The organism is Corynebacterium sp. SA-MJD20WY100 (genome assembly GCF_039822565.1).
Taxonomy (GTDB): domain Bacteria; phylum Actinomycetota; class Actinomycetes; order Mycobacteriales; family Mycobacteriaceae; genus Corynebacterium; species Corynebacterium phoceense_A.
This window is the reverse complement of record NZ_JBCJKS010000005.1, coordinates 23,785-45,223: the sequence shown is the minus strand read 5'-3', so window position 1 is coordinate 45,223 and position 21,439 is coordinate 23,785. Positions and strand designations below refer to the sequence as shown.

Below are 21,439 nucleotides of genomic sequence, written 5' to 3'. Positions count from 1 at the left end.
CGCCGGTTCCGGCGCCGCTGTCAGCGCCGCGCCGCGCCGCGGGGCGTGTCCTGGAAGATCCACTCTGCACACCACCAGGCCGCGATGGCGGCAGCGATGACCCACCACCAGTTGTAGAGCTGGTGGTTGCCGTCGCCGGAGAAGGACACGGCGACGAAGAAGCTGGCGGCCGTGGCGAGTTTCATCATCCAGCGCGGGGGACGCGCGACGCCGGCCACGGAGATCACGGACGCGTAATACCACGGCAGCGTCACCGAGTTGAAGACGAAGGCGACGCAGTACGCGGCGGTCATGCCGAGCACGGCCGCGCGGCGGTTCTTGTACGACAGACACCACACCACGACGAGCCCGAGAAGCATGAGCGCCATGGAGATGGTGCGTGCGATGCCGAGGACCCCGTTGTAGGTGACGTCGGGGCTGAAGACCTGCATGATGGGCACGAGGATGTCTGTTGCCAGGGTGGGGGCGGCGAGCGGGTTGATGACCTTTGAGTTGCCGGTGATTTCGGACAACCAGCCCCATGAGGAACCGGAGGCCCACGTGATGGCGGCGACGACGGCGATGGACTCGACGACGATGAGTACGCCGCCACCGAGGATTGCCGCGATGGGCTTTAACCAGTTGTCACGGGGTCGCGGGGCGAACGCGTGGATGAAGATCCACAGGATGAACGGCATGGCGAAAAACGCCGTGACCTTGAGAGCCGTGGCGACAGCGACGAGCGCGATGGCGGTGAGGAAGCGCTTGCGCAGCGCGAAGACGAGGCCGACGCTCACGAGGCCCACCATCACGGACTCGTTGTGCATGCCGCCGATGAGGTGGATGAGCATGACGGGATTGGCCACACCCAGCCACAGCGCGAGTGCTGGATTGCCGCCGAGTGCGCGCGCGATGTGAGGGACAGCCCAGGCAATGAGCGCGAAGCCGAGGACGGAGACGACCTTGTAGGCGATGACTCCAGCCGTCACGTTGTCGCCGACCACGGAGCTAATGATGTCGCCGGTCCACAGGTGCAGCGGGCCGTAGGGCGTGGTGGTGTTGCGCCAGTCGTGGGAGACCTCCAGCAAATACGGGCCGGGGTTGGCGGCGGCGCCCTGCTCGTATGGGTTGAAGCCGTCGCGGACCATGGCGCCCTGCATGAGATACGAGTACACGTCGCGTGAGGCGAGGGGCCCGGCGAAGAGGAGCGGGACGACCCAGCACCACAGCAGGCGCTGGACGCGGGGAACGACAGGCTCGGCAGGCTGGCGGTCCTGGGCGCGCAAGGTCGGTGTAACGAGCCGCCGCCCGGCAAGGGCCCAGGCGTAGACGAGTGCGAAGATGCCTACCCAGAACAGAAGCATCGAAATGTTGCGCCCGTGGCCGAACGCGATAAACGACAGTCCGAGGGCCTCGAGCGCGCCGCCGCGACTGCGCACGGCACCCCCGCCGAAAGACGCGGCCCAGAGGATGACGGTGGCGGCGATGCCAACCCACAGAGGATTACGCCACCACGGCTGAGACGCGCCGTCGGAGGCAGGCGTGGGTTCTGCGGCGGACGCGTGTGCGACGCTCATGCGAGGAGACCGCCCCCTAGCTCTTACGAGCCGTGGACTTGTGCGCGAGGCGCTCGAGCATCTCGGTGACCTCGGGCGCGACATTCGCCGCCTGCAGGTGCTGAAGGCCGGAAGCCGTAAGCCGCGTGATGCGTTCTTCGAGCTGCTCGCGTGCGCCGGAGTCCTCGATGATCTGGGCCATGCGGGCGATATCGTCAGGATCGTCGGTCTGGCCGACGAGGCGGCGAAGGGTGGCTGCGGCGGAGGGATCGGCGGCATCGGCATGCTGGAGCGCGAGTGCGAGGAGGACGGTGCGCTTGCCTTCGCGCAGGTCGTCGCCGGCGGGTTTGCCGGTGACCTTCGGATCGCCAAAGACGCCGAGCTCGTCGTCGCGGAGCTGGAACGCGATGCCGATGTCGCGGCCGTAACCGCGGAAAGCGGCGATGAGCTTATTTGTGGCGCCGGCGATGGCTGCGCCGAGGTGGAGCGGGCGCTCGATGGTATACGCCGCCGTCTTGAAGCGGTTGACGTTTTCTGCAAGCTCGATGGACTCGCTGTTCGTGGCCTCCAAGTTGATGTCGAGGAGCTGGCCACCGATGACCTCGGTGCGCATGCCGCGCCACGGGGTGCGGGCGCGCTGGAGGGCCGCGGCGGAAAGGCCAGAGTCAGTAAACATGTCTTCGGCCCACACGAGCGCCATGTCGCCGGCGAGGATGGCTGCGGACTCGCCGTAGCGAGCGGAGTCGCCGCGCCAGTTGTGGTCGCGGTGCAGCTTCTCCAGCGAGCGGTGGACGGTGGGATTGCCGCGCCGGGAATCGGAGGCGTCCACGATGTCGTCGTGGATGAGCGCGCACGCCTGAATGAACTCGAGGGAGCTCGCCGCGCGCAGCATGGCGGCAGAATCCTCCTCGGCCGTGTCGAGGCCGCCCGCGCCGACAAAACCAGCCCAGGCGTAGAGCGGGCGAATGCGCTTGCCGCCGTCGAGTACGAAAGATTCGAGGTAGGAGACGGCGTCGACGACCGGCTGGCCGATGGCCGCGATGTCGCTACGGCGACTGGCTAAGAAGGCATCGAGCGCGCCGCGGACGTCATCTGGGATCGACTGGAAAGACGGCGTGGCCGTGCCGCGGCCTGCGCCGTGCGGAGAAACTGGAGTGTCATTCGCTGCGTTATTCACAGTGAACACCCTACCGTGTGGCCAAGGCCGAATTGGCGCTAGTGGCCTAGCGGGCGGGCGCGTCCGGTTCGGGGCCGTCTGCGTTGGTCTCGGGGTTGGTCTCGGGCGCTCCCTCGAGCGGGAGCCGGGCCGCGAGGATGGCAAAGGGGCGGTCGTCGCCGGGGTAGCGGAAGTTGCGCAGGACGTCGTAGAAACCGGCGGCACGGTAGAGTCCGAACGCGCGGTTGTCCTCGTGCGGAACCTCGGGCGTGGACAGCAGTGCGTAGCGTGCGGAGACGTCGCGGACGAGTTCATTGAGCATCGTGCGGCCTAAGCCTTGACCTTGAGCAGCGGGAAGCACATGGATCTCGGCGACCTCGAAGTAGTGGCGCACGAGGTCCCAATCGTCGTCCGTGAGATCACGCTGGCTGTGTAGCCCCATGCGCAACTGGCGGTCCCACCACGTGCTCGAGTTGCCGAGGAAGCCGTAGGCGAGGCCCACGATAGCGTCTCCGTCTTCTGCGATGACGGCGGTAAAGCCGGGCTGGATGCAGTCGCGCCGCCACGCATCGATGCGATAGGGCATGACGGAGTCGGGGTAGCCCATGGCCTCGACGTAGATATTGACGAGCACGGGCACGTATAACGCGAATTCCGTGGAACGCAGACGGCGGATCGTAAAGGTCACGTCTCTATGGAATCAAACTTCCCGCGATCGAGTGAACAAGGGGTGCGGTGGTTTGCCCGCACGGTCGCTGCCGCGGCGGTGTAGCCAGTCCCCAATTTTTCGAACATCGGCAAGAGTGATTCGAAATTGTCCAGTGGAAACCCTTGATCTGTTCGAACATGTGAACTAACATATGGAGTAGATGTTCGGACGGTTCGTAGTGTGTGAGTCATACAAGCCGGATGGTTCGAATGTGGAGAACCGAATAGTCAGAAATATCCACGGCGCGTAAGAAAGAAAGGAAGTCGCATCATGGCACAGATCATCTCCGCCGCTTCGAGGTTTGCGGATGCTGGACAGGCCGGAAAACGTGTGCGCTTCCTGGCGCAGGGCTATGACTTGCTCGACCGTGCCCGCGTTGAGGCTTCCGCTGGAAAGTACGAGGAGGCGCTCGAATTCGTCTATCAGGCAGCACTGCGTACCGCTGGCGCGTGGGTCGCAGGTTCGCGCGTGGCCAAGCGCAAGCGCCTGCCGTCGAGTGCGTGGGAGCGTCTGGCGCTCGTGGGCGAGGAAGCTCAGGAGTGGGCGGACAAGCTGAAGGCCTACTCGCGCACACGCTCGCGCGTCATCTCGGGGCTCGATGACTCGGTGGAGCCGGAGGTGGTGCTGGAGCTTATGGCTCTGGTGGGCGAGTTCCTTGCCGTGGTGGATGGAAACGACACGCTGCCGTTCGCGGCCTAAGGTGGTGTTGCCTGCCGCAAGCTCCGTTGGGGTGCGTGGCGGGCGGCCGGGTGAACGTATTGTTGCGGTGCCTGACGCGCTACCCTGTGGCGTGGGTGTGATCTGCTAAACGGAAATGGGGTTTCGGGAACTAACCCGATACTCTGGACGTTGGACTAGGTAGAAACCCACTTTTGGCCCCTAATTTGATCCGCAGGAGGAAGCTGTGTCTCTGTCTGAACAGGAAATGCGCACACTTCGTGAAATCGAGCAGTCGTTGATGGCTGATGATCCTAAGTTTAGTGCTGCAGTCACGGAGGCCTCCGCTGCCGAAGGGGCGAAGGGCCGCGTCACGTTGCGTGGCGTCGCGCTCGTCGTAGTGGGCCTTGTTCTTCTCATTGGCGGCGTGGCGCTGGCGCAGATGTCGCTGTGGTTCGTCGCGCTGTCCATCGTTGGCTTCCTCGTCATGTTCGGTGCGGGTGTGTGGATGCTCCGCGGCGACGCGAACGTGAGCTCGGTCGCAAAGACCTCGGCGCGTGGCACACGGCAGAGGGCGCCAAAGCAGAATCCGCAGTCTGGCGGCATGGAAGATAAGTTCCGCAGCCGCTTTGAGCGCTAGTTCCCGCTACCGGACTTTTTGCCCGGCCCCATCACTTCTGGTGAGGGGCCGGGATTTTTTTATGCCGTTTTGGGTTGGCGCAGGGGGTGCAGGCCACGGCGCCCCACTTTCACCCACTGCGCCCCCTGGTGACCACCATTCCCCACTTTGCCCCACTCGGGCCCGTGCGCGGCGGATATCCTATGCGACGGTGCGCTGTGGGGCGTCGGCGCCGCAGCGAGCGAACGGGAAAGGTGCAGGTGGGGTGGGGGACAGGAGGCATCGGAAAGCTAGTGGGCAAGGTGGTGCACATGGGGCATGGGGGAGGGGAGTGGGGGCGACGCGGGTGGGGCGCGGGAATTTGACCCACCGAAAAATTTGGCGTCTGCCTGGGGGTTTTAGAATTACAACGACGAAATATGGGCCTCGTGGTGTTGATGGTGGGGGAAAGTGGGGTAGAGTGGGGCGCAGCGGTGGAACGGAGGGTCGCGCACACGACCTGAAGGACCATCACGAGAGGAACCGGAGTTCTCGAGAATTAGGAAGGTGGGCCCGGGATGTTTCTCGGAACCTACACTCCGAAGCTCGATGACAAAGGGCGGCTGACGCTCCCGGCGAAGTTCCGCGAGGACTTGGCTGGCGGGCTCATGGTGACGAAGGGGCAGGACCACTCTTTGGCGGTCTATCCGCGGGAAGAGTTCGCACAGCGAGCTCGGAAGGCGGCAGCTGTTTCGCGCACCAACCCGGAGGCACGTGCCTTCATTCGTAATCTCGCTGCGAGCGCGGATGAACAGCGTCCCGATGGAAACGGTCGTATCACCCTTTCGGCGGCACATCGCGACTATGCAGGCCTGACCAAGGAATGCGTCGTGATTGGCTCCGTGGATTTCCTTGAGATCTGGGACGCAGCCAAGTGGGCTGAGTACCAGGCCGCAACTGAAGATGCCTACTCGGCAGGCGACGCGGACGATGTCCTCGCTGGCTTGTTGTAAGGCGGATTACAGAACTTCACAGTGCGTGTAAGGACTCTGCCCGAGGTGGATGCTCTGGTGTACTTCCCCGATATCAGAAACCTGCCTCGGACAGGGCTCTATACGCACTTTCTTTATAACTTCTACAACTTAAAGATTGCACACAATCTTTTAAGCGGGCTGACGGTCCACACGTCACACGAGACGACGCGGTAGGAAAGGGGGCACGGCCCGACATGAGCGACAACTACGACATCACGGCTAATCACGGCCATGTCCCAGTCATGCGCGAACGCATGGCGCAGCTCATTGCGCCGGCTGTCGAAGCCGCGGGGGAGACCGCCGTGCTTGTCGACGGCACCCTGGGTGCTGGCGGACATACGGAGCATTTCCTGAAGACGTTCCCGCAGCTGCGCGTTGTGGGCGTCGACCGCGACTCGGCTTCTTTGGCGGCGGCACGGGAGCGGCTGGCCGGTTTCGGCGAGCGCTTCGTGGGCGTGAATGCCCGCTTCGATGACTTGGGCGGGGCCATTGCAGCAGGCGAGGGGCCTGTCTTTGAGGTGGCGCGTGAGCACGGCTTGGCGGCTGGCTTTTTTGATCTGGGCGTCTCGTCTATGCAGCTCGACCAGGTGGAGCGCGGCTTTGCGTATCGCACGGACGCGCCGCTGGACATGCGCATGGATCCGTCCCAGCCGGTGACCGCCGCGGACGTGCTCAACACGTACTCGCATGGCGAGTTGGCGCGTATCCTCAAGACCTACGGCGACGAGCGCTTCGCTGGCAAGATCGCCTCGGCGGTCCTGCGCGAGCGCGAGAAGGAACCATTCACCACATCCGCGCGCCTGGTGGAGCTGCTCTACGCCACCATCCCGGCGGCGACGCGTCGCACCGGTGGGCACCCGGCGAAGCGCACGTTCCAGGCGCTGCGCGTGGAGGTCAACCGGGAGCTGGAGGCCATCGAGCAGGTTATCCCCGTCGTGACCGATGCCCTGCGCGTGGGCGGACGTGCGGTCTTCATGAGCTACCAGTCCCTCGAGGACCGGATTGTGAAGGCGGCGTTCAAGGAGCTGTCCACCTCCACCACGCCGCCGGGGCTGCCCATGGATCTGCCGGGCACCGCGGCCCACTTCACCGTCATCACGCGTGGGTCGGAGAAGGCGAGCGACGCGGAGATTGCTGAGAACTCCCGCGCAGCTTCCGTCCGCGTGCGGGCGCTGGAACGTCTCGACGGCGCACCTTCCTTCCACGGGCCGGAACCCGTCCACGAGGGAGGGCGGCGATGAGCCGGACAGGCCGACTGCACACCACCGAGACCAACCACATGACCACGAGCACGAGAAAGGCACCGCAGACCATGGGTGCGAGCAGGGACTACACCGCAGCCAACGACCAGCACTGGGGTCAGACCGCGACCTTGGTCGAAGACCGTGGCGTCTCCACGCGCAGCGCATCCCCGCAGCGCCGGGGTGGCCGCGCGCGTTCCCTGCGCTTCGAGCGCGGAATGACCACTGCGCCGCAACGCACCGAGCGTCTGTCGGCGGAAGATGGCGGCGCGAAGACTGCGCTGCTTCCTTCGCGGACGTCGCCGGCGCCGCGCGTGCGCAAGGGCCGTCCGCCGCGCGTGGGCTCCCAGCAGGTGCTCACGCACCGCGGCCGCCGCATTGGCACCGTCCAGCGCGTCAGCCCCTTTGTAAAGACCTCGTTCTACGCGCTCGCGCTGCTGCTCGGCGGCGTGTTTATCGCCATGGGGCTCTCCGGCCTGTCCACGGCGCAGACCTTCAAGATTCAGCAGCTTACGGTCCAGGAGAACACGCTGGACAATCAACTCGAGACCCTCAACCGTGACCTCGAGGACGTGCGTTCCTCGGCGGACGTGGCACGCCGCGCCGCGGAGGATTCCATGGGCGTTCCGGCCCAGGCGGGAATCGTTGAGGTCCAAGAAAATGGCGACATTGCCGAGCGCCGCCCAGCAGAACCGGAAACGGACTCTATTATCGATGTCAACGGTGCGCCGGTTCGGCCGGGCCAGGCATCGAGCGACCCGAACGAGACCGAGGATGTCAACGGCAACCTCAACGCGGTCCCGCAAGGAGCGCAGTCCGTGCAGGCTCCGCAAAGCCAGCAGGCTTACCAGGCGCCCTACGCGGCGCGTCGGACCAACTAATCCGGTTGGCTTAAGGCACGCTGACGCGCGGGTGCATGCCCGCGCGTTTTCTGTATTTACCATGCAGAACAACGCGGCACAGACGTTAATGGCAGTTCAGTGATAGACAGGTGGCGAAAGAAACTGGTGACTCCGTCGAATTCGTCGAATTCCCGCGGCGGCGCGGGCCGCGGGTCCCGCCGCACACGCGGTGGACGCCCGTCTGCGCAGCACGCTTCACGCGGTGGTGTGGCACAACAAAGGCCACAACACCAGCCACAGGGACGTCGCGAGTTTCAACAGGCCCAGTCCCGCCGCGACGCGGCGCGGAAGAAGGCGAATGCACGTAAGGACCAAGCCACTCTCATGCGCCACCGCGTGCGCCAGGTCATGGCCGTGCTCATTCTCGCCGCGTTGGTTATTGGTGGACGCTTGGGCTGGGTGCAGCTCAAGTGGGGCCCAGCGCTTGCTGATCAGGCAGTCGCGCAGCGCCAGCGCGTGTACACCGATCCCGCCCGGCGTGGTGCCATCACGGATCGCGAGGGCCAGATGCTCGCGTACACCATGCAAGCCCGGTCGTTGACCGTCTCGCCCACGCGCTTGCGTGAGGAGATTGCCCAGCAAGAAGAAAACACCATGTATCAGGACGGCTCTGCTGACGGCCTGGACGAGAAGGCGCTGAAGGACAAGGTTGATGACCGCGTCGCCGCGCGCCTGCAGGACATGGCCTCCGGCATTCCGCAGATGATTAAGGACGCCGGCCGCGAGATCGAGGGCGTCGACGCCAAGGACATTCTGAAGAAGCTCAAGGCGGATACACAGTATGAGGTCCTCGTGCGCAACGTGGACCCGGACGTCGCCGTTGAGATTGCCAACACATACCACGGCGTCGCCGCGGACCACCAAGCCATCCGTCAGTACCCGAACGGCTCTATCGCGGAAAACGTGGTGGGCAAGGTGTCCATGGACGGCACCGGCCAGTTTGGTCTGGAGGCTTCGAGCGACGGCAAGCTCGCCGGCCGTGATGGCCGCTCGACGGAGGACGTCTCCGCGGACGGCCAGGCTATCCCGGGCACGCTGCGTGACCAGACGGAGGCGCAGGATGGCGCGAGCATCGAGCTCACCCTCGACCTGGACCTCCAGACCTTCGTCCAGCAAAAGCTGGAGAAGGCCGTGGGCAACTCCAAGGCGAAGGGAGGTCAAGCCGTCGTCCTGGATTCGGCGACGGGCGAGGTCCTCGCCATGGCAAATACCGGCACCATCGATCCGAATAAGGATATCGATAAGCAGCTTGAAGAGGGCAAGGACTTTGAAAACAAGTCCATTTCGTACCCCTTCGAGCCGGGTTCGGTAGCCAAGATCATTACGGCCGCGGCCGCCATCCAGGAAGACCTCACGACGCCGGAGGAAGTCCACCAGGTCCCGGGCAGCATCGACATGGCTGGCGTCACGGTTGCCGACGCGTGGCAGCACGGCGTCGAGCCGTACACCACGACGGGCATCTTCGGTAAGTCGTCCAATGTGGGTACGCTCATGCTCGCGGAGAAGCTCGGCCAGAAGAAGTTCGCCGAGTACCTCGAGGCCTTCGGCCTGGGACAGATCACCGGCGTCGAGCTGCCTAATGAGTCTGCGGGCATCGTCCCAGACCAATCCCAGTGGTCTGGCGGTACCTTCGCCAACCTGCCGATCGGCCAAGGCATGTCGTGGACGGCGCTCCAGCTTGCGAGCGTCTACCAGACCCTCGCGAACGACGGCGAGCGCATCGAACCACGCATCGTGGCGAAGATGACCACCGCCGAGGGCGAGGAGATCAAGCAGGACGAACCGAAGCACACGCAGGTCGTGAGCCCGGAAACCGCCAAGACCGTCGTGGACATGTTCCGCGCCGTGTTCCAGTCGGACCCACAGGGCTACCAAAACGGCACGGCCCAGGGCAATGACATCGAGGGCTACCAGCTCTCCGGCAAGACGGGCACGGCCCAGCAGGTCGACGAGGAGACCGGTGCGTACTCCAATTCGAATTACTGGATTACGTTTGCTGGCATCGCGCCTGCGGATGATCCGCGCTTCGTCGTGTCCATTATGCTCGACCGCCCGCAGTCGGGCACCAACGACAACGGCTCGGGCGGCCAGTCCGCCGCGCCGGTGTTCAAGGACATCGCCGAGTGGCTCATCGCCCGCGACAATATCCCGCCGTCACCGGAAGCCAAGCCGCTTGTGCTCCGCCAGCAATAAGGGCAGTACTACAGGCAGTAGGCACGGCAGCGTTTGACGCTGGACGCGACACGCGGCAGGGCCCCGGTTGGGGCAGAAAGACAAGGTACCGTAGGAATTATGAGCGTTACTGTAGAGCAGCTTTTGGCGCTGCCAGGCCTGGAAAAGGCCACTTTGGAAGGCGACGGCACGACCGTCATTGACTCCGTGAGCCTCGACTCGAGCGCCGTCACCGCTGGCGGTCTCTTCGCCGCGCTGCCGGGCACCCGCACCCATGGAGCCCAGTACGCCGCGCAGGCGCAGGCGTCCGCCCTTCTTTCCGATGCCGCCGGTCGCGACATCCTGCAGGCCGCAGGGGAGTCCCGTCCGCTGCTCATCGTCGACGACGTCCGTGCTGTCCTCGGCACCATTGCTGCGGAGGTCTACGGACATCCCACGGACGAGCTCACTGTCATCGGTATTACGGGTACCTCGGGAAAGACGACCACGAGCTACCTACTGGAGACGGGCCTGCTGCATGCGGGCTACTCGGTAGGGCTCATTGGCACGACGGGCACGCGGATTAATCGCGAGTCGGTGCCCACGAAGCTCACCACGCCGGAGGCACCGAAGCTCCAGGAGCTCTTCGCGCTTATGCGCGACAAGGGCGTGACGCACGTCGTCATGGAGGTCTCCTCCCACGCGCTGTCCCTGGGCCGCGTCCAAGGCACGCGCTTTGCAGCAGCCGGGTTTACCAACCTGAGCCAGGATCACCTCGACTTTCACCCGACGATGGAGGACTACTTCGACGCGAAGGCGCTCCTCTTCGACGGCCCCGGTGCGGCGGAACGCGCCGTCATCTGCGTCGACGACTCATGGGGTGAGCGCATGGCTGAACGCGCCCGTGCGCACCGTCTGCCCACGGATACGGTGACGACCAAGCAGGCGGGCGAGGAGACCTCGGAAATCACCGCGCGCCAGCTTGGCGTCGAGCCCACGGGCGCACAGCAGGTCCGCTTCGACTTCGCAGCGGGGCTGCGCGAGCGCGCCGGCCGTGAGAGCCTCGAGTTCCGCCTGCCCATGCCGGGCGAGTTCAATATCGCCAACGCGGCGCTGGCCACGGGGCTTGCTGCTGCGGTGGGCGTCGAGGTTCCGGCGTTCGTCGAGGGCATGAGCGAGGTTGCCGTGCCAGGACGCATGGAACGCATCGACCGCGGACAGGACTTCATCGCCGTCGTCGACTATGCCCACAAGCCAGCGGCCATCGCGGCGGTGCTCGATACGCTGCGCACGCAGCTGGGCGAGAGCGGTCGCATCGGCGTCGTGGTCGGCGCCGGCGGCGACCGCGACTCGGCCAAGCGCCCCATTATGGGCCGCAACGCCGCCGAGCGCGCGGACCTCGTTGTCGTCACGGACGACAATCCGCGCACCGAGGACCCCGCCACCATTCGCGCGGCGGTGCTCGAAGGCGCACGCGAGGGCGCGAATGCTGCCACGCGCGCGGTCGACATCCGCGAGGAAGGCTCCCGTGCCGCAGCTATCGACGCTGCCGTCGCGTGGGCCGAACCGGGCGACGCCGTCATCGTCGTAGGCAAGGGCCACGAGGTCGGCCAGATCATCGGAACCGAGACCCACCACTTTGACGACCGCGAGGAGCTCGCCCGCGCCCTCGAGGAGAAGCAAGCAGGCACGTTCGGCGCCTAAACTATGCAGACGCAGGCACCGCAGAAATTCAGCAGCCACACAGCAGAAGCCGTGAGATCTTGAGAGCCAAGGAAGAGGGACAGAAGTGAGTACGAGGACTGTGAAAGCATGATTGAACTAACACTGCAGGAGATCGCGGATATTACGGGCGGACGGCTTGACCATGTCGAGGATCCGCAGGCCAAGGTCACCGGCTTCGTGGAATTCGACTCGCGCAAGGTGGCCCCAGGCGGGCTCTTCCTTGCCTTCCCCGGCGCCCGCGTGGACGGCCACGACTTCGCCGAGAAAGCCATTGCCCAAGGCGCCGTCGCGGTGCTCGGCGCACGTCCCGTGGGCGTGCCCGCCATCGTCGTCGAGCCGCATGGTCGCAAGCAGGGCGCCGGCGCGAACGCCGATATCTACGCCCATGACGAGGACGGCTCCGCGGCCGCCGTCGTCGAGGCGCTCTCGGCACTCGCCCGCGCGGTGACGCGTCGCCTCCAAGCGGAAACTGGGCTCACCATCGTGGGTATTACCGGCTCTGCTGGCAAGACCTCCACGAAGGACCTCATCGCCACCGTGCTGCGCGCCGATGGCCCCACCATCGCGCCACCCGGTTCCTTCAACAATGAGATCGGCCACCCGTACACTGCGCTGCGCTGTGATCCGCAGACGCAGTACCTCGTTGCGGAGATGTCCGCGCGCGGCATCGGACACATCGCGCATCTGGCCACCATCGCGGCGCCGAAGATCGGCGTCGTCCTCAACGTGGGCACCGCGCACCTGGGCGAGTTCGGCTCGCGTGAGAATATCGCGAAGGCCAAGGGCGAACTCGTCGAGTCCCTGCCTGCGGCAGCCGACGGGGGCGTTGCCGTCCTCAACGCGGACGATGACTTCGTGGCGGGCATGGCCCCGCGCACGCAGGCCCGCGTCGTGACCTACTCGGCCGCGACCCCGCCCGCCCCGGGCGCGGACTATGTGGCGACGGATATCGTGCTCGACGACATCGCGCGTCCGACCTTTACACTCCATGCACCGGGTATCGAACCGCGCCGCATTACCCTCCAGGTCTTCGGCCGCCACCAGGTCTCTAACGCGCTCGCGGCCGTCGCCGCGGCCCAAGCCGCCGGCATGGAGATCGAGGACATCGCCTGCGCGCTCGAAGGCCACCGCAACGCCTCGGCCCACCGCATGGACGTGCGCACCCGTGCCGACGGCGTCACCATCATCGACGACGCGTACAACGCGAATCCGGATTCCATGTCCGCCGCCATCGCGGCGCTGGGGTACACGACCTCCTCACGCCCGGACGCCCGTTCCATCGCTGTGCTCGGCGAGATGGGCGAGCTGGGGGAAGAAGCCGAGGCCGCACACAGGGGCATCGTCAGCGATCTGGCCAAGTACCACATCGACCATCTCGTGGTCGTGGGGGAGAGCGCCAACTGCCGGGCGATGGCGGACGCCGCGCGTGAGCAGGGTATAAATACTACTGCGGTCGGTGGAATTGATGAGGCTATCACCGTGGTCGACGCCATCCTGCGCCGCACGCCCCAGGGCGCGGTGGACTGGGCGGCCCGTACCGCAAAGGACGTGGTCTTGGCCAAGGCCTCCAACGCGCAGGCGTTGTGGCGCGTGGCCGAAGGACTGCTCGCCTAATCCCTAGTTCTGCCTCATCCCCCGGAAAACGCGGCGTTTCCCTCGCCGCGTGGCGTGAGTCCGCTTGCGCCGCTTTGCCCCTCGCACCGATGCTATTCGTTTGAACAACTAGAAGGACCCCAGAAGACGTGACTCAGATAATGATCGCGGGAGTAGTCAGCTTTCTCGTGGCGATTTTCCTAACGCCGCAGCTGATCCGCTACTTCTCGAATGCGGGCAAGGGACAAGAAATTCGCGAGGACGGCCCCAAGTCGCACTTGCGCAAGCGCGGCACGCCGACGATGGGCGGCATCGCCATCATCGCGGGCATCGTCCTGGGCTACCTCGCCGCGGGCGCCTACGGTATAGCCACCGGCCATGCTGGTTTCACGGCCTCGGGACTGCTTGTCCTCGGCCTCACGCTCGGCCTGGGCGCCCTCGGTTTTGCCGATGACTTCATCAAGCTCTTCCAACACCGCAATCTGGGCCTCAATAAGACAGCCAAGCTCGTGGGCCAGGCTGCCCTCGCTCTCGCTTTCGGTCTGTTAGTCCTGCAGTTCCCGGATTCCCACGGCCTCACCCCGGGCTCGACGCACCTGTCGTTCATCCGCGACATTGATACCATCGACGTCGCCTTCGGCCCTGTCATCGTGGGCACCATCATCTTCCTGCTGTTCATGTACATCCTTATCGCTGCGTGGTCGAACGCGGTGAACCTTACGGACGGTCTCGACGGCCTCGCCGCTGGTTCCACCGCGCTGGTCACGGGGGCCTACACCGTCATCACGTTCTGGCAGTTCCGTAACTCCTGCAGCGCCAACTTCACGGCGGGCTGCTATGAAGTCCGCGATCCGCTCGACCTCGCCGTACTCGCCGCCGCGGGCCTGGGTGGATGCCTGGGCTTCCTGTGGTGGAACGCCGCCCCCGCCAAGATCTTCATGGGTGACACTGGCTCGCTGGCCCTCGGCGGTCTCGTCGCTGGCCTGTCCGTCACCTCAAAGACGGAGCTGCTCATGATCATCATCGGCGCCCTTTTCGTCATTGAGGTCGCCTCCGTGGCCATCCAGATCATCGTCTTCCACTCCACGGGCAAGCGCTTCTTCCGCATGGCGCCTATCCACCACCACTTCGAAAACGGTGGCTGGCCGGAGACTGCCGTGGTCGTGCGCTTCTGGTTGCTCGCCGCCATGGCCGCGATGGCCGGCGTCGGTATCTTCTACGGCGATTGGCTTGTCAAGGCCGGAATGGGCCTCTAACTACTCCTAGACTGAAAAGCACCGCTCGCGCGGTGCTTTTTATGTATCCCCAGAAAGGTTGTCGTTTCTTCATGCTTCCCTCCGAACTCCAAGGCCGCGTCCTCATTGCCGGCGCGGGCGTGTCCGGCCTGGGCTGCGCGCGCTTGCTTCACACTCTGGGCGCCCAGCTCACGGTCGCCGACGACAACGCGGAGCACCTCGCGCAACTGCCTAATGGCGTTGCTACTGTCTCGGTCGCGCAGGCCACGGAGACCGTCGCGGACTTTGACATCGTGGTGACCTCCCCGGGCTGGCGCCCGGACTCGCCACTGCTCGTCGCGGCGGCAGCAGCTGGCCGCGAGGTCATCGGCGACGTAGAGCTGGCCTACCGCCTCGACCATGCGCAGGTCTTTGGCCCGGCCCGCACGTGGCTCGTCGTCACCGGCACCAATGGCAAGACGACGACCACGGGCATGCTCGCTGCCATCATGGCGGCGGACGCCACGCGCACCGGCCACCGCGCCGTCGCCGTGGGCAATATCGGAGTCTCCGTCTTTGACGCGCTCGCGGACGAGGAGCGCGTGGACGTGCTCTGCGCCGAGCTTTCCTCCTTCCAGCTTCATTGGTCGAGCCAACTCACCCCGGACGTGGGCGTTCTCCTCAACCTCGCCGATGATCACCTCGACTGGCACGGTGGCTTCGAGGATTACGCGCTGAGCAAAGCCAAGGTGCTCACCGGCCCCATCGGCGTCGTGGGCCGCGAGGACGCCACCGTCCTCGACTACGCGCAGCGCCTGCGTGCCGAGGGCCGCCTCGCCGAGCGTGTTCTCGCGTTTAGCGCAGGCGAGCCCTCGCTCGAGGAGGTTGGCATTCTCGATGGGCGCCTCGTCTCCACGCTCGGTGGGGCACAGGTCGACGTCGCCACCGCGGACGGCATCGAGCCGGCCGGTCATGCAGGGCTTGCCGATGCCGCCGCTGCCGCCGCCGTCGCACTCGCTGCCGGTGCCGCACCCGAGTCCGTCGCCGAGGGCTTGGCCAGCTACCACGTCGCGGGCCACCGCGGCGCCGTCGTGCACTCCGCGGGTGGTATCGACTTCATCGATAACTCGAAGGCGACGAACCCGCATGCGGCCGACGCCGCGCTCGCCGGGCTCGATCACGTCGTGTGGGTCGCTGGCGGCCAGCTCAAAGGCGCTGATATCCACCAGCTCATCCGCGACCACGGCGCGCAGCTCAAGGCGGCGGTGCTCCTCGGCATCGACCGCGCCGAGATCGCTGCGGCCCTGGCCGAGCTTGCCCCGCACGTCACGGTCGACGTCATCGACAAGACCGAGCCCCAGGCCGCGATGCACGCGGCCGTCGCCGCCGCCGTTGCTCGCGCGGAGCCAGGGGACACGGTGCTCCTCGCGCCGGCCGCGGCCTCGCTCGACATGTATGAAGGCATGGGCCAGCGCGGCGATATGTTCGCCGCCGCCGCGCGGGAGTTGGCGCTTCCCTAATTTTTGTCGCGCGTAGGGCACAATAGGAACAACAATCACAGCGGGAACTTCAGGCACACCACCGATGTGTCCCTCGCACTCGCCATCAACGCGCCATTGCGGCAGCCGGGGGCTCGCGCCCCACGCGCCGCGGCGACGCGACGGTGGCCGCGAGGCCGACACCTGCGACGAAGGAGCACAAGGTATGAGCCGACCAACGGGCGCGACGAATAAGGCACAGGCACGCGGCACGCGCCGCGGCGGACAGGCCAGCGCCACACCCGCCGCCACTCAATCCGCTACTCGGACCGCCGAGCAGCCGCCGCGCACCGCGGCGCAGCCCACCGGCATGCGTGCGGCGATAGGCCGCTGGTTTTCCGCCGTGGGTGCGCGCCCGGGCCTGGACTACCTCATGTTGCGCATCTGCGTGCTCACGCTCGTGGGCATCGGCATGCTCATGGCCTACTCCGCGTCCATGGCGACCTCCGTGGCCGAAGACGGCGCCGTGTGGCAGCAGGCCCTGCGCCAGTCGCTCATGGTCATCGCCGGCCTCTTCTGTTTCTGGTTGGGCCTGCGCATCCCGCCGCGCAAGTGGCGCTCCGCGACGGTGTGGCTGCTCTTGCTCGCCATCGCGCTGCTCCTCGTCGTGTTGACCCCCATCGGCACTGGCCGCGAGGAGGTTGGCTCCCAGTCGTGGATCGTCGTCGCTGGCATTTCCATCCAGCCTTCGGAGATTGCCCGTATCGCCATCGCCCTCTTCGGCGCGAACCTGCTCGCTGACAAGCGCTTTGGCATGTACCGCCCGCGCACCATCTGGGACTACTTCAAGGATCCCTTCGTCCAGTACACCGCCGTCGCGCTCGGCATGTTCGGCCTCATCATCGCCCAGGGCGATATGGGCATGGGCATGTCCTTTGCCCTCGTCGCAATTTTCACGCTCTTCTTCGCAGGCATGCACAAGTCGATGTTCTACTTCATCCTCATCCTTGCGATCGTCGGCGTGGCGGTGCTCTTTACCGGCGGCGGCTACCGCACCAATCGTTTCCACACGTACTTCGATGCCCTCGTGGGCAATATCCAAGACACGCAGGGCACTGGCTTCCAGACGTACCAAGGTTTCCTCTCGCTCGCGGATGGCGGGCTCACGGGGGTGGGACTTGGCCAGTCGCGCGCCAAGTGGTTCTACCTGCCGGAGGCACGTAACGACTTTGTCTTCGCCATCGTCGGCGAAGAGATGGGCCTGTGGGGCGGTCTCCTCGTCATCACGTTGTTCTTCTTCCTCGGCTTCTTCGGCTTCCGCACCGCCATGCGCGCGCAGAACCAGTTCCAAGGCCTTGCCGCCGGCACGCTCACCGCGGCCGTTGTTTCCCAGGCCTTTTTCAATATCTCGTATGTCATCGGCCTGCTGCCGGTGACCGGTATCCAGCTGCCCATGATTTCCGCCGGCGGTACGGCCGCCATCATTACCATCGGTTCCATGGGCCTGCTGTGCAATATTGCGCGCCACGAGCCGGCGCAGGTCTCCGCTATGCAGAACTACGGCCGCCCGCTCTTTGACCGTCTGCTGTGGATACCGGAGCCCGAGCCATCCGATGCCGCCCCGCGCACCGGCGGCCGCCGCCGCGCCGATGGCTCCGGCGCCCCCCGCGACGCCCGTCCCGAGCGCCCCGCTCGCGCCCGCGAGCGTGAGCAGTCCCACCGCGCGCGCTTCGGTGCCCCGGTCACGAGCCGCACAACGAGCCGCCGCGCCGGCGAGCAGCCCACCGCACGCGGCGGACGCGGTGCCCGCACCGGTAGCCCCGACGGCCGTGATTCTCGCCGCGGCACGCGCCGCCGCTAGAGTCCGGCCCGCGCCCACGCTGGTAGCCTGTAGGACATGAATTCGCAGTCCATTTCCGTAGTTATCGCAGGTGGCGGCACTGCCGGTCACATCGAACCGGCGTTGGCCGTCGGCGAGGCGCTCGCCACCGAGCACGGCGCCCGCATTACCGCCCTCGGCACGGAGAAAGGCCTCGAGCGAGATATCGTGCCCGCCCGCGGCGTGGATCTGCGCATGATTACCCCGGTGCCCATCCCACGCAAGCCCAACGCGGACCTGGCCAAGTTGCCCTTCAAGATCGTCAAGGCCGTCGCCCAGACCCGCAAGGTCCTCAAGGACGTCCACGCGGACGCCGTCTTCGGCACCGGCGGCTACGTCGCCGCCCCGGCCTACCTCGCCGCGAAGTCACTCGGCATTCCCTTCTACGTGCTGGAGACCAACGCCCTAGCCGGCATCGCCAACAAGCTGGGTGTGAAAATCGGCGGCATCGGTCTCAACGCGAACGCCGGCTCCGGCATGCCCGGCGAGGTCGTCGGCATCCCCGTGCGCCCCTCACTCGCCGTCGACTGCGAAGGCGCCGCGGCCCAGGCCGCCCGCGCGAAGTGGAACCTTACTGCGGAAAAGCCGGTTATCCTCGTCACCGGCGGCTCCCAGGGCGCAGCGTCTATCAACGCCGCTGTCGAGGGCGCTATTGAGGACCTCACCCAGGATTTCCAGGTGCTTCACGCCTACGGCAAGAAGAACGCCGCGCCCGCCGCGCATGAGGGCTACACCGCGCTGCCGTATATCGAAGACATGGCCGGCGCGCTCGCCGTCGCCGACCTCGTCATCTGCCGCTCCGGCGCCATGACCGTCGCGGAGGTCTCCGCGGCACACCTGCCCGCCATCTATATTCCGCTCCCGCACGGCAACGGCGAGCAGGCACTCAACTCGCGCCACCTCGTCGACGCCGGCGCCGCCGTGCAGATCGCGGACGCGGATCTCAGCCCCGAGCTCCTCGTGCACCACGTGCGCGAGATTCTCGAGGACCCCATTCGCTTCGACGCCATGCGCACCGCCGTGGCCTCCAACTCCGCGGGCGACGTCGCCCGCACCATCGCTCGCCGCATCGCTGACCAGATCACCGCCGCTGAGGCTTCTGCAGAAAAGGATGTATAAGACCGTGACCACTTCCCAGACTTCTTCCGCGACTCCGCTCGGCGTGGATCTCTCCCGTGTCCACATGGTGGGCATCGGCGGCTCCGGCATGTCCGGCCTCGCCCGCATCCTCGTCGAGCGCGGCAGCGTCGTCACCGGCTCCGACATGAAGGACTCCACGCCCGTGGAGGTCCTGCGCACCCTCGGTGCACATATCGCGATCGGCCATGCCGCGGAGAACCTCACCCTCGCAGGCTCGCTGCCCACCGTCGTCGTCACCTCGTTCGCGGCCATCCCGCAGGACAACCCGGAGCTCGCCGGTGCGCGTGAACACGGCATCCCCGTCATCCGCCGCTCCGACCTCCTCGCCGAGCTCATGGTGGGCTACGACCAGGTGCTCCTCGCCGGCACCCATGGCAAGACCTCCACGACCTCCATGACCGTCGCCGCGCTGCAGACCGCGGGCCTCGACCCGTCCTTTGCCATCGGCGGCCAGCTCAACCGCGCGGGCACCAACGCCCACCAGGGCACCGGCCAGGCCTTCGTCGCCGAGGCCGACGAGTCCGACGCCTCGCTGCTGCGCTACTCGCCTAAGGTCGCCGTCATCACCAATATCGAGCCGGACCACCTCGACTTCTTCCACACTCCGGAGGCTTACTACCAGGTCTTCGACGACTTCGCCGACCGCGTCGGCGCTGATGGACATCTCGTTGTGTGCCTCGACGACGAACGTGCGGCACAGACCGGACAGCGCGCCGCCGAGCGCGGCATTTCCGTGTTGGGCTACGGCTCCCACGGCGCGGGCGAGACTTACCCGGACATCACCCAGGCTGCGGAGATTCTCTCCGAGGACATGTCCGGCGAGAACACCGTCGTTCGTACCCGTCTCGAGCTGCCGGGGGAGGAGCCCTTCGAGGCCACCTACGACCTCCAGATTCCGGGCCACCACATGGTGCTCAACTCGCTCGCCGCGCTCATCGCCGGCCACCTCGTGGGCGGCGACACCGCCAAGCTGGCCGAGGGGCTCAGCGACTTCACCGGCGTGCGCCGCCGCTTCGAGTACCGTGGCGCGCGCGTCATGGCACCGGGGACCAGTCCCGTGCGTGTCTACGACGACTACGCGCACCACCCCACGGAGGTCCGTGCCGTGCTCACCGCCGCCCGCGCCAAGGCGGAGGCTGAGGGCAATGGCGCGCGCGTCATTGCGTGCTTCCAGCCGCACCTTTATTCGCGCACCCTGGAATTCCAGGAGGAATTCGCGGACGCTCTCTCGCTTGCCGATGCCGCCGTGGTCCTCGACATCTACGGCGCCCGCGAGCAGCCGGTGGAGGGCATTACCTCCCGCATCATCACCGAGAAAATGGAGGAGGGCCGCGGCGTTTTCGAGCCGGATTTCTCGGCGGCTCCGCGCACTGTGGTCGAGCTTGCGCAGCCGGGCGACATCATCCTCACCATCGGTGCGGGCTCGGTGACCATGCTCGCCGCGGAAATCCTCGACGAACTCAGCGCTGGCGCGCCGAGCGGTGAGACTACGGGCGCGGGGGAGAGCGCCGGTGAGTAAGAAGGCCATCGCCGTCACCGTCGGTGCCGTGCTCGCTATCCTGGCCATCGCTGTGGGCGTCATCTACGCCACGCCGGTGTTCAAGGTGCAGCAGTTCGCCGTCGAGGGGCACAAACACACGAGCGTCGAAGACATCGAGGCAGCTACGGGCGTGGCGCTCGAGTCGAACCTCGTGCGCGTCGACCCGCAGACGGCGGCCTCCGGCGTCGCCGCGCTGCCGTGGGTGAAGTCCGCGACCGTAGCGCGCCACCTGCCTTCGACGCTCCAGGTCACCGTCGTCGAGCGCGAGGCCGTCGCCTACACCGATGCGCACGACGGCCCGCACCTCATTGACGCGGACGGCGAGGAATTCGTTATTGAGATGCCGCCGCGCGAGGCCGTGAAGATCACCGGCGGCGAGTCCGGCTCGCGCAACTGGAAGGGCGCCGTCGCCGTCATCGCCTCTGTGCCTGCCGAGCTGCGCGTCGAGGCCGACTCCGTCGACGCCGCCGACCCGTTCAACTACGTCTTCCACATGAAGGACGGCCGCACGGTGACGTGGGGCGCGAACAACGGGGACGCGGACAACGCGAACAAGGCGCGCGCCTTCGCCTCCGTGCTCAAGATGGACGGCCAGAACTGGAATATCTCCAACCCGGAGCTCGTGACGAGTTCCTAGCCTGTCACGACTCCCACGCCCTCGCCGCACAGCCGCGGCGAGGGCAAATTTTTTCCGAATTCACACCTGTCACACCGAGGACTCGAAGTGGTGCATGAGCGGGACAAAAGCGCACGTCAGCAACCCTAAAGTAGAGGTTGAGGGTACCGACACGCGGCGAAATCAACACGCAATTGCGGGCGTCGTCACCGAAGATGGAAAGCGACTCGCCGCGCATGCACGTATTACTCGGCGACACCTCGTTAGACAT

The 21,439-nt window shown here is 66.0% G+C and carries 17 protein-coding genes; 14 read left to right on the top strand and 3 right to left on the bottom strand.

The window, feature by feature from the left end:
- Positions 1-20: 20 nt before the first annotated feature.
- The 3 genes from ABJ196_RS04070 to ABJ196_RS04060 all read right to left on the bottom strand — a co-directional run bounded on the left by ABJ196_RS04070 (position 21) and on the right by ABJ196_RS04060 (position 3,379).
- Complete coding sequence (locus tag ABJ196_RS04070) at positions 21-1,556, bottom strand: alpha-(1->6)-mannopyranosyltransferase A (protein ID WP_347305345.1); 1,536 nt, start codon at positions 1,554-1,556, stop codon at positions 21-23.
- 16 nt (positions 1,557-1,572) lie between these two features.
- Positions 1,573-2,634 carry a polyprenyl synthetase family protein gene (locus ABJ196_RS04065; protein ID WP_347305426.1) on the bottom strand — a complete coding sequence of 354 codons (1,062 nt, stop codon included), beginning with the start codon at positions 2,632-2,634 and terminating at the stop codon, positions 1,573-1,575.
- Between the two features lie 124 nt (positions 2,635-2,758).
- Positions 2,759-3,379 carry an N-acetyltransferase gene (locus ABJ196_RS04060; RefSeq protein ID WP_347305344.1) on the bottom strand — a complete coding sequence of 207 codons (621 nt, stop codon included), beginning with the start codon at positions 3,377-3,379 and terminating at the stop codon, positions 2,759-2,761.
- A 291-nt stretch (positions 3,380-3,670) separates the two neighbouring features.
- Between ABJ196_RS04060 and ABJ196_RS04055 the strand changes: the two genes are divergently transcribed.
- The 14 genes from ABJ196_RS04055 to ABJ196_RS03990 all read left to right on the top strand — a co-directional run bounded on the left by ABJ196_RS04055 (position 3,671) and on the right by ABJ196_RS03990 (position 21,189).
- Positions 3,671-4,099 carry an SAV_6107 family HEPN domain-containing protein gene (locus ABJ196_RS04055; RefSeq protein ID WP_347305343.1) on the top strand — a complete coding sequence of 143 codons (429 nt, stop codon included), beginning with the start codon at positions 3,671-3,673 and terminating at the stop codon, positions 4,097-4,099.
- Positions 4,100-4,304: 205 nt separating this feature from the next.
- Positions 4,305-4,697 (top strand): DUF3040 domain-containing protein, encoded by a 393-nt coding sequence (locus tag ABJ196_RS04050; protein ID WP_347305342.1) that lies wholly within the window; start codon positions 4,305-4,307, stop codon positions 4,695-4,697.
- A 536-nt stretch (positions 4,698-5,233) separates the two neighbouring features.
- The gene (mraZ, locus tag ABJ196_RS04045) at positions 5,234-5,668 is read left to right on the top strand and encodes a division/cell wall cluster transcriptional repressor MraZ (protein ID WP_066492033.1); all 435 of its coding nucleotides are present in this window, start codon (positions 5,234-5,236) and stop codon (positions 5,666-5,668) included.
- A gap of 215 nt (positions 5,669-5,883) precedes the next feature.
- Entirely contained in the window at positions 5,884-6,930 is a 1,047-nt protein-coding gene (rsmH, locus tag ABJ196_RS04040) for a 16S rRNA (cytosine(1402)-N(4))-methyltransferase RsmH (protein ID WP_347305341.1), read from the top strand.
- Positions 6,927-7,811: a hypothetical protein gene (locus tag ABJ196_RS04035; RefSeq protein WP_347305340.1), complete on the top strand. Its 885-nt coding sequence runs from the start codon at positions 6,927-6,929 to the stop codon at positions 7,809-7,811. The genes rsmH and ABJ196_RS04035 overlap by 4 nt, the downstream gene beginning before the upstream one ends.
- 345 nt (positions 7,812-8,156) lie before the next feature.
- Positions 8,157-10,025 (top strand): penicillin-binding protein 2, encoded by a 1,869-nt coding sequence (locus tag ABJ196_RS04030; protein WP_347305339.1) that lies wholly within the window; start codon positions 8,157-8,159, stop codon positions 10,023-10,025.
- Between the two features lie 99 nt (positions 10,026-10,124).
- Positions 10,125-11,687: a UDP-N-acetylmuramoyl-L-alanyl-D-glutamate--2,6-diaminopimelate ligase gene (locus ABJ196_RS04025; RefSeq protein WP_347305338.1), complete on the top strand. Its 1,563-nt coding sequence runs from the start codon at positions 10,125-10,127 to the stop codon at positions 11,685-11,687.
- Positions 11,688-11,795: 108 nt separating this feature from the next.
- Positions 11,796-13,322: a UDP-N-acetylmuramoyl-tripeptide--D-alanyl-D-alanine ligase gene (gene murF / locus ABJ196_RS04020; protein WP_347305337.1), complete on the top strand. Its 1,527-nt coding sequence runs from the start codon at positions 11,796-11,798 to the stop codon at positions 13,320-13,322.
- A gap of 128 nt (positions 13,323-13,450) precedes the next feature.
- Positions 13,451-14,557, top strand: a complete 1,107-nt coding sequence (gene mraY, locus ABJ196_RS04015) for a phospho-N-acetylmuramoyl-pentapeptide-transferase (RefSeq protein WP_347305336.1) — start codon at positions 13,451-13,453, stop codon at positions 14,555-14,557.
- Between the two features lie 71 nt (positions 14,558-14,628).
- The gene (murD, locus tag ABJ196_RS04010; RefSeq protein WP_347305335.1) at positions 14,629-16,035 is read left to right on the top strand and encodes a UDP-N-acetylmuramoyl-L-alanine--D-glutamate ligase; all 1,407 of its coding nucleotides are present in this window, start codon (positions 14,629-14,631) and stop codon (positions 16,033-16,035) included.
- A 328-nt stretch (positions 16,036-16,363) separates the two neighbouring features.
- Positions 16,364-17,854: an FtsW/RodA/SpoVE family cell cycle protein gene (locus tag ABJ196_RS04005; protein ID WP_347305425.1), complete on the top strand. Its 1,491-nt coding sequence runs from the start codon at positions 16,364-16,366 to the stop codon at positions 17,852-17,854.
- A 36-nt stretch (positions 17,855-17,890) separates the two neighbouring features.
- Positions 17,891-18,991 (top strand): undecaprenyldiphospho-muramoylpentapeptide beta-N-acetylglucosaminyltransferase, encoded by a 1,101-nt coding sequence (gene murG, locus ABJ196_RS04000; protein ID WP_347305334.1) that lies wholly within the window; start codon positions 17,891-17,893, stop codon positions 18,989-18,991.
- Positions 18,992-19,055: 64 nt separating this feature from the next.
- Entirely contained in the window at positions 19,056-20,531 is a 1,476-nt protein-coding gene (gene murC / locus ABJ196_RS03995) for a UDP-N-acetylmuramate--L-alanine ligase (RefSeq protein ID WP_347305424.1), read from the top strand.
- Positions 20,524-21,189, top strand: a complete 666-nt coding sequence (locus ABJ196_RS03990; protein WP_347305333.1) for an FtsQ-type POTRA domain-containing protein — start codon at positions 20,524-20,526, stop codon at positions 21,187-21,189. Before murC ends, ABJ196_RS03990 begins: the two co-directional genes overlap by 8 nt.
- Positions 21,190-21,439: the final 250 nt, after the last annotated feature.

What these genes read in the sequence shown, in the direction of transcription:
- ABJ196_RS04070 (WP_347305345.1), bottom strand. Translation starts at nt 1,556, where the DNA reads ATGAGCGTCGCACACGCGTCCGCCGCAGAACCCACGCCTGCCTCCGAC.
- ABJ196_RS04055 (WP_347305343.1), top strand. Translation starts at nt 3,671, where the DNA reads ATGGCACAGATCATCTCCGCCGCTTCGAGGTTTGCGGATGCTGGACAG.
- mraZ (WP_066492033.1), top strand. Translation starts at nt 5,234, where the DNA reads ATGTTTCTCGGAACCTACACTCCGAAGCTCGATGACAAAGGGCGGCTG.
- rsmH (WP_347305341.1), top strand. Translation starts at nt 5,884, where the DNA reads ATGAGCGACAACTACGACATCACGGCTAATCACGGCCATGTCCCAGTC.
- ABJ196_RS04035 (WP_347305340.1), top strand. Translation starts at nt 6,927, where the DNA reads ATGAGCCGGACAGGCCGACTGCACACCACCGAGACCAACCACATGACC.
- ABJ196_RS04030 (WP_347305339.1), top strand. Translation starts at nt 8,157, where the DNA reads ATGCGCCACCGCGTGCGCCAGGTCATGGCCGTGCTCATTCTCGCCGCG.
- ABJ196_RS04025 (WP_347305338.1), top strand. Translation starts at nt 10,125, where the DNA reads ATGAGCGTTACTGTAGAGCAGCTTTTGGCGCTGCCAGGCCTGGAAAAG.
- murF (WP_347305337.1), top strand. Translation starts at nt 11,796, where the DNA reads ATGATTGAACTAACACTGCAGGAGATCGCGGATATTACGGGCGGACGG.
- murD (WP_347305335.1), top strand. Translation starts at nt 14,629, where the DNA reads ATGCTTCCCTCCGAACTCCAAGGCCGCGTCCTCATTGCCGGCGCGGGC.
- ABJ196_RS04005 (WP_347305425.1), top strand. Translation starts at nt 16,364, where the DNA reads ATGCGTGCGGCGATAGGCCGCTGGTTTTCCGCCGTGGGTGCGCGCCCG.
- murG (WP_347305334.1), top strand. Translation starts at nt 17,891, where the DNA reads ATGAATTCGCAGTCCATTTCCGTAGTTATCGCAGGTGGCGGCACTGCC.
- murC (WP_347305424.1), top strand. Translation starts at nt 19,056, where the DNA reads ATGGTGGGCATCGGCGGCTCCGGCATGTCCGGCCTCGCCCGCATCCTC.